Origin of the sequence: Nocardia mexicana NBRC 108244, from assembly GCF_001613165.1 — a bacterium.
Classification (GTDB): Bacteria; Actinomycetota; Actinomycetes; order Mycobacteriales; family Mycobacteriaceae; genus Nocardia; species Nocardia mexicana.
Genome location: NZ_BDBV01000075.1, coordinates 19,567 through 27,109 on the forward strand (window position 1 = coordinate 19,567; position 7,543 = coordinate 27,109).

Here is a 7,543-nt window from a genome sequence, read left to right on the forward strand (position 1 = left end):
TCAGCTCCTCGATGCGGCCGATGTGCGCCCTTCGAAGGGCAGTCCGATCGACGGGGGAATCTGGTCGGTGGTGAGCCGCTTGCGGAACACCCAGTACGTCCAGCCCTGGTAGACCAGCACCATCGGCGTCAGGATGACCGCACACCAGCTCATGATCTTCAGCGTGTAGTGCGTCGACGAGGCGTTGTCGATGGTGAGGTTGTAGGCCGCATCGATGCTCGACGGCAGCACGTTCGGATACAGCGAGCCGAACAGCAGCACCACCGCGCCGATGATGGTCAGCGCGGTGCCGAAGAACGCCCAGCCGTCGGCCTTCGTGCCGTGCTCCTTCCCGTCACCCAGGAAGAGCGCGGCACCGACCAGCACCAGCCCGACCACCGCCAGCGCCACCATCGCCCAGGTCCAGCCCTTGCCGTGCGCGAACTGGGTCCACAGGCCGAACGCCGCGACGGCGACCGTGGTCGGAATCCACAGCAGCCGTTCCAGTTTCACGGCGTCGGTGCGGATGTCACCGCTGGTCTTGAGGCTGACGAACACCGTGCCGTGGAGCAGGAACAGCAGCAGGGTGGTCAGGCCGCCCAGCAGGCCGTAGCCGGTGATCATGCCCCAGAGCCCGCCCTCGATCCGCTTGTCGGCGTTGAGCTGAACCCCGTGCACGATATCGGCGAACGCCAGGCCCCACGCGAAAGCCGGTATCCACGAACCCAATCCGATGCCGATGTCGGCCCAGAACCGCCACTTCGGATCGTTGATCTTGCCCCGCCACTCGATGGCGCAGGCCCTGGTGATCAGGCCGACCAGGATCAGGAACAGCGCCAGGTAGAACCCGGAGAACAGGCTGGCGTACCACTCGGGAAACGCCGCGAACATCGCGCCACCGCCGACCAGCAGCCACACCTCGTTGCCGTCCCAGACCGGACCGATCGTGTTGAGCAGCACGCGCTTTCGGGTCTCGTCGCCCTTGCCGAGGATCGGCATCAGCATGCCGACCCCGAAGTCGAAGCCCTCCAGCACGAAATAGCCGGTGAACAACACGCCGATCAGTAAGAACCAGAATTCGGGCAGACTCATCATCGGCTCCTAGTAGGCGAAGGAGAGCTTCTCGACGGGTTCGGCGCCGGCGGCCGTGGCCGGCGTCGAGACGTGTTCCTCGGGCCCCGCGACCACGTAGCGGCGCATCAGGTAGAACCATGCCACCGCCAGCAGGCCGTAGATCACCGTGAACCCGATGAGGGTGAACAGCACCATGGCCGCCGAGTTCCCGGATACGCCGTCCTGCACGATCATTCGCAGGTTCAGGTCACCGGTGGGGTTGGGCACGACCACCCAGGGCTGGCGGCCCATCTCGGTGAACACCCACCCGGAACTGTTGGCCAGGAACGGCGTCGGGATGGCGATCAGGCTCAGCCAGGAGAACCAGCGCTGGTTCGGCACGCGGCCGCGCCGGGTCACCCAGAACCCGACCAGCGCGATGGCCGCCGAGCCGATCACCCACCCGATCATGGCGCGGAACGACCAGTAGGTGACGAACAGATTGGGCCGATAGTCACCGGGGCCGTACTTCTCGTTGTAGCTGGCCTGCAGATCCTTGACGCCGTCCAGCCGCACGTCGCTGAACTTGCCCTCGGCCAGGAACGGCAGCACGCCCGGCACCTCGATGAGGTGCGTGACGCTGTCGCAGTTGTTGTGGGTACCGACGGTGAGGACGGAGAAGTCGGGATCGGTTTCGGTGTGGCACAACGATTCCGCCGACGCCATCTTCATCGGCTGCTGCTTGAACATCAGCTTGCCCTGGGTGTCGCCGGTGATCAGCAGCGCCACGCCCGCGACGATGATCACCCACATGCCCACCAGACCGGCGGGCCGCCACAGGTAGCGCGCCTCCGCCATCTTGTGCTCGTCGCCCGAGCGGGCGTTGCGCACCATCCACCACCCGGCGATACCGGCCATGAACGTGCCCGCGGTGATGAAGGCCCCGGCCACCACGTGCGGGAACGCCGCCACCGTGGTGTTGTTGGTGAGTACCGCCATGATGCTGTTCAGTTCGGCGCGACCGGATTCGGGGTTGTAGCGCGCGCCGACCGGGTGCTGCATGAACGAGTTGGCGGCGATGATGAAGTACGCCGAGGCGTTCACGCCGATCGCGACCATCCAGATGGTCGCCAGGTGCACCCATTTCGGCAGCCGCGTCCAGCCGAAGATCCACAGCCCGAGGAACGTCGACTCCATGAAGAAGGCGACCAGCCCCTCCAGAGCCAGTGGCGCGCCGAAGATGTCGCCGACGAAGCGGGAGTACTCGCTCCAGTTCATCCCGAACTGGAACTCCTGCACGATGCCGGTGGCGACGCCGAGGGCGAAGTTGATCAGGAACAACTTGCCGAAGAATTTCGTCAGCCGATACCAGCGGTCCTTGCCGGTGACCACCCATGCCGTCTGCAGCCCGGCGACCAGCGGCGCCAGCCCGATGGTGAGCGGCACGAAGATGAAGTGATAGACGGTGGTGATTCCGAACTGCCACCGCGATACGTCGACTACGTCCATGACCGCACCCCGCTGCCGCTAGGCACGATCGTCGCCGTCCGCGCACAGCGCTGAACGGTTCGGTCGCTGCACCTGATCATCGGACCTCCTGCCGTACTACGACATGTCGTAGTAAAGGCTACGCCAGGTCGACCAGAGATCAATGAGTCCTACGCCACGACACTCCGAGCTATTTTGCTGCGCAGTAACGACTTCCGACCCTGTTCCCGGTTCATCCGCCCGATTCGAACCTCCCCCGTGGAAATGACGCCGGTTTCCTACGTCCAATCAGCGATGTTCCAGGCGCGCGAAACGCCCCGATCCACCATTTCCGCGATCTCCGGCGCGCAGTCGGGCGGCGACATGCGCAGCCCGTCCAGCGTGGCGACCCGCGCCGCCAGCGTGACGCTCCCCAGTAACCAGATGCTGTCCGCGGTAATGAGATCGGCGGTGAAGAAGGATTCGTAGCGGCAGTCCCACCCGGCCTTCTCCGCCTCGGCGTACAGCGCGCGCTGGGTGATGCCGGGCAGCACGCCGTTGCGCGCCGGCGGGGTGATGAGTTGTTTGTCGCGCTGGATGACCACGGTCGACCGCGGCCCCTCCAGGACGCGGTGCTCGGTGCTGGTGTAGATGACGTCGTCGGCGTCCATGCGTGCGGCGAATCGCAGCGCCGCCATATTGGTGGCATACGACAGCGTCTTCGCGCCCATCAGCAGCCACGGCGCGTTCGGAGCCAGGTCCACGGAGATGCCGCGGGAGAGGGTGATGACCGAGATGCCTTCCGCGCGAGCCTTGTCGACGCGCTCGGGTACCGGCACCACGAGGATGTAGGCGGTGGGCGACGCGGCCTGCCCGGACGGCTTGCGGGAGGCGGCGGGGGCGGTGGATGCGATGCTGTCGCGGCCGCGGGTCAGGATCATGCGCAGCTGACCCTCGCGCTCGGTGCCCCACTCCTTGGCCGCGGTCTCCACGGCGGTGCGCCACTGCCCCAGGTCGGGCTCCGGCAGGTCCAGTGCCTCCGCCGAACGCCGCAGGCGCGCCAGGTGCAGTTCGATCGCGCACGGCTTGCCGTCGCGCACCAGCACCGTCTCGAAAATGCCGTCACCGCGCAGCGCGCCGATGTCGTCCGCACAGAGCAACGGCTCGTCCGGATCCCGGACGGTGCCGTCTAGAGTCACCAGAACTCGATCCACCATGCGCAGCAGCCTAGGCGAACGGGCGGTTCTACGAGGGGGTACCGAACCTCCGGTAGGTAACCGTTCACCCAATCCTGAGATCAGATAGGTCCAACTGACCAGCTTGGTGATCGACGCCACCCTGTCCGGACGCCGTCATCGGCCCGGCCGCCCCGCGCCCCGATCAAGCAGGGCATACAGTGGGTGTGTGTCCGTGGTTTCTCCGCCCAGCCCGTTGCTCACCGCTCCGGGGGCCGTCCCGGGCCTGCCGGAATCTCCCGACGCCGCGGTCGCGTGGCATTACGGAGACCCGTTCGGCGAGCAACGCGCCGCGTCCCAGCGCGCGGCGGTGGTGGATCGTTCGCACCGGTTCGTGCTCACCAGCACCGGCGCCGAGCGGCTGACCTGGCTGCACACCATCTCCAGCCAGCACGTCGCCGAGCTGGGCGACCGTCGCTCGGCGGAGAATCTGGACCTGGATCTCAACGGCCGCGTCCTGAATCATTTCGTGCTCACCGATGTCGACGGCACGCTGTGGATCGATACCGAGGGTGAGCGCGGCCCGGCGCTGCTGGATTTCCTGCAGAAGATGGTCTTCTGGGCCGACGCCAAACCGGAGGCGGCGCCCGATTACGCGGTGCTGAGCCTGCTCGGGCCGAAGGCGCAGGAGGTGGCCGACGCGCTGGACCTCGGCCCGCTGCCGCCGACCTACGCCGCGATCTCGCTGCCCGAGGGCGGCTTCCTGCGCCGCATGCCGTGGCCGACGGACGACTCCTTCGACCTGGTGATCCCGCGCGATCGCCTGACCGACTGGTGGTCGCGCCTGACCGGCGCGGGTGCGGCGCCCGCGGGGCTGTGGGCCTTCGAGGCGCTGCGGGTGGCGGCCCTGCGCCCGCGGATCGGTATCGACACCGACGACCGGACCATCCCGCACGAGGCCCGCTGGATCGGCGGCGTCACCGAGCACGGCGCGGTTCATCTCGACAAGGGCTGCTATCGCGGCCAGGAGACGGTGGCGCGGGTGCACAACCTGGGTAAGCCGCCTCGGCACCTGGTGTTGCTGCACCTGGACGGCTCGGCCGATTCCCGCCCCGCGACCGGCGATCCGGTGACCGCCGGTGGTCGCTCGGTGGGACGCCTGGGCACCGTCGTCGACCACTACGAATTCGGGCCGATCGCGCTGGCCTTGATCAAGCGCTCGATACCGGCGGATGCGCGGCTGGAGGCGGGCGAGACGGCGGCGGCCATCGACCCGGATTCGATGCCCTCCGGCGACGAGCCGCAGGCGGGCCGGATGGCCATCGAGCGGTTGCGCGGGCGATGAGCGACCTACCCGCGGTGCCCTCGCCCACCGGGTCGTCGCACGCGGCGCCGTCGAGCAGGCCCGGGGCGACGGGGACCGTGCTGGCCGTCTGCGTCGTGCACGCCGAACTCGAGCTGTCGCCGAAGGTCAGCCGGGTGGGCCGGACGGCCATCGATAAGCGCCCGGTCTCGCACCGGGTGGGGGTGCGGCCGCTGGGTCTCGAGGGCGATCACGTGTGCGACACCAGGAATCACGGCGGCGCGCACCAGGCCGTCTACGCCTACGCCGAGGAAGACGCCCGCCGCTGGGGCGGCGAGCTGGATCGCACGCTGCCCGCAGGCTGGTTCGGCGAGAATCTGCGCATCTCCGGGCTGCCGGTGAGCGATGCGGTGCTCGGCGAGCGCTGGTCGGTCGGCGACACCCTGCTCGAGGTGAGCGCGCCGCGGGTGCCGTGCGCGACCTTCCAGCACTGGTCCGGTGAGCAGTATTGGGTCAAGCGATTCACCCTGCGGTCGGACACCGGCGCATATCTGCGGGTGCTGTCCGAGGGCACCGTCGGCGCGGGCGACGAGGTCCGCGTCGAGCACGTCCCCGACCACGGCGTGACGGTCCGCGACCTGTTCACCGGAGCCGACCCGAACCGGCTGGACCTGCTCCTGGCCGCCGAACCGACCATCTCCGACGATGTGCGCATGCAGATCGACCGCCACCGCCGCCGAGCCGCGGGCCGGGCACGATCGAGCGCGACTGCCGTCAGCGAGGGCCGGTCGTGAGCGTGGAGTTGGTCGAGGTGGTGCGGTCCGGATTCCGGGAGTGTGTGCATCGCGGCTCGCTGGTGATTCTGGCCCCGGACGGGGAGCCGGTGGTCGCGCTGGGCGAGGTGCACCTGCCGATCTTCCCCCGTTCGACCAATAAGCCGATGCAGGCGATCGCGCTGCTGCGCAACGGTTTCGAGCCGGCCGACGATGCCGAGCTGGCCATCGCCACCGCCTCCCATTTCGGCGAGCCCGATCACGTGGCGCTGGTGCAGCGCCTGCTGGACCGCTTCGGCTTCGCCGAGAAGCAGCTCGAATGCCCGCCCGATCTGCCCGTCGACGAGATGGCCCGGGCCGCGGCGCTGGCGGGCCGCGAGCGCGCGGAGGCCGCCCGCCGCATCTACATGAACTGTTCGGGCAAACATGCCGCGATGCTGGCCACCTGCGCGATCAACGGCTGGCCGACCGAGGGGTACCTGGACGCGGCGCATCCGCTGCAGCGCGCGGTGGCGGCCACCATCGCCGACATCACCGGCGAACCCGAGACCGACCTGGGGATCGACGGCTGTGGCCTGCCGATCGTGCCGGTGTCGCTGGTGAATCTGGCGCGCGCCTACGGATCGTTCGCGACGGCCGCCCCGGGCTCCCCGCAACGCCGGGTCGCCGACGCGATTCGCACCCATCCCCGAGTGATTTCGGGCACGGACGGGCCGGATCTGCTCACCATCCGATCGACCCCCGGCCTGGTGTGCAAGATCGGCGCCGACGGGGTGCACGCGGGCGCGCTGCCGGACGGCCGCGCGTTCGCCTACAAGATCGATGACGGTCACGACCGCGCCCGGATCCCCCTGACGCAGGCAATTCTGCAGCGGATGGGTGCCGAGCGGACGGACGAGCACGCCGCCCTCGCCGCGTCGGCGGTGCTCGGGGGCGGCGCCCGGGTGGGCATCATCCGGGCAATCCCGGGAGTGCTCTGACTGCGGCCCGAAAGACGCGACAACCCGGCAAACCCGGGCAGATCGGGAGTCTTCCCCCACTCCTGGAAGCGAGACCGGCAGACACACGCTAAAGTGTCTGTCAGGAAGAGTATTAATTCGAACGGGGCCGCCAAACCACCCCAGGCCGCCCCGCAGTGACGCGAGGGGGTCAGCCATGGGCCGTGGCCGGGCTAAGGCAAAGCAGACCAAGGTCGCACGCGAGCTCAAGTACAGCTCGCCGTCGACCGACTTCGCGAGCCTTCAGCGCGAGCTCTCGGGGGGACAACACTCCCGTGACTCGCAGCGGAGCGGCGTGCTTTCCGATGAGCACGACGCGGACGACTCGCTGCCGCGCTGGGAGGACGACGAGGACCACGACGACTGGCGCCGCTGATTCGGATCGACGTACGAAGGGGGAGGCCTGAGGGGCCTCCCCCTTCGTACGTCGCAACGGTCTCAGTGCCCGGTTGTCCGCGTTCTCGCGCCACCCGTTGAGGCTCGTCGGTCACGCACCGCGAGCCGAGGTTCGCTGTACGCCGGTTACTCCCGACCACAGGTCGGGAGACCGGTACGTATTTGCTCACGCCGACACCTAGCGCGATGCCGCATAGGCGAATTCGCCGCCGAGCGAATCAACCCCCGGCAACCCGACCGCGCCCAGGCAATGCGACGCAGGCGCGAGCCGAACAGGAGCCGCCCCGGCAGAGCGTCTCCGTCCCCTGCCAACTCCCCCCTTTGCCAACCCCGGCCGCGAAGCGATAGCCAGGCAACTACACCTGGGAGGTTTTCGGCGCGTCTCGAGTTTCAGGCGCC

General features: G+C 68.5%; 7 protein-coding genes. 4 read left to right on the forward strand and 3 right to left on the reverse strand.

What is annotated here, in order from left to right:
• From cydB to NM1_RS28210, 3 genes are all read right to left on the reverse strand, one after another.
• Window positions 1–1,071: a cytochrome d ubiquinol oxidase subunit II gene (cydB, locus tag NM1_RS28200; protein WP_068026432.1), complete on the reverse strand. Its 1,071-nt coding sequence runs from the start codon at window positions 1,069–1,071 to the stop codon at window positions 1–3.
• Between the two features lie 9 nt (window positions 1,072–1,080).
• Window positions 1,081–2,541, reverse strand: a complete 1,461-nt coding sequence (locus NM1_RS28205; RefSeq protein WP_068026397.1) for a cytochrome ubiquinol oxidase subunit I — start codon at window positions 2,539–2,541, stop codon at window positions 1,081–1,083.
• A 257-nt stretch (window positions 2,542–2,798) separates the two neighbouring features.
• Complete coding sequence (locus NM1_RS28210; protein ID WP_068026400.1) at window positions 2,799–3,716, reverse strand: aminodeoxychorismate lyase; 918 nt, start codon at window positions 3,714–3,716, stop codon at window positions 2,799–2,801.
• A gap of 187 nt (window positions 3,717–3,903) precedes the next feature.
• Between NM1_RS28210 and ygfZ the strand changes: the two genes are divergently transcribed.
• The 4 genes from ygfZ to NM1_RS28230 all read left to right on the forward strand — a co-directional run bounded on the left by ygfZ (window position 3,904) and on the right by NM1_RS28230 (window position 7,124).
• Window positions 3,904–5,019 (forward strand): CAF17-like 4Fe-4S cluster assembly/insertion protein YgfZ, encoded by a 1,116-nt coding sequence (gene ygfZ, locus NM1_RS28215; protein ID WP_068026403.1) that lies wholly within the window; start codon window positions 3,904–3,906, stop codon window positions 5,017–5,019.
• Entirely contained in the window at window positions 5,016–5,771 is a 756-nt protein-coding gene (locus NM1_RS28220) for an MOSC domain-containing protein (RefSeq protein ID WP_084520129.1), read from the forward strand. The genes ygfZ and NM1_RS28220 overlap by 4 nt, the downstream gene beginning before the upstream one ends.
• Window positions 5,768–6,730, forward strand: a complete 963-nt coding sequence (locus tag NM1_RS28225; RefSeq protein WP_068026406.1) for an asparaginase — start codon at window positions 5,768–5,770, stop codon at window positions 6,728–6,730. Before NM1_RS28220 ends, NM1_RS28225 begins: the two co-directional genes overlap by 4 nt.
• Before the next feature lie 175 nt (window positions 6,731–6,905).
• Complete coding sequence (locus NM1_RS28230) at window positions 6,906–7,124, forward strand: DUF3073 domain-containing protein (RefSeq protein ID WP_068026409.1); 219 nt, start codon at window positions 6,906–6,908, stop codon at window positions 7,122–7,124.
• Window positions 7,125–7,543 lie beyond the last annotated feature (419 nt).

Coding starts and splice junctions, on each gene's coding strand:
- NM1_RS28210 (WP_068026400.1), bottom strand. CDS start 3,716: ATGGTGGATCGAGTTCTGGTGACTCTAGACGGCACCGTCCGGGATCCG.
- cydB (WP_068026432.1), bottom strand. CDS start 1,071: ATGAGTCTGCCCGAATTCTGGTTCTTACTGATCGGCGTGTTGTTCACC.
- NM1_RS28205 (WP_068026397.1), bottom strand. CDS start 2,541: ATGGACGTAGTCGACGTATCGCGGTGGCAGTTCGGAATCACCACCGTC.
- NM1_RS28220 (WP_084520129.1), top strand. CDS start 5,016: ATGAGCGACCTACCCGCGGTGCCCTCGCCCACCGGGTCGTCGCACGCG.
- NM1_RS28230 (WP_068026409.1), top strand. CDS start 6,906: ATGGGCCGTGGCCGGGCTAAGGCAAAGCAGACCAAGGTCGCACGCGAG.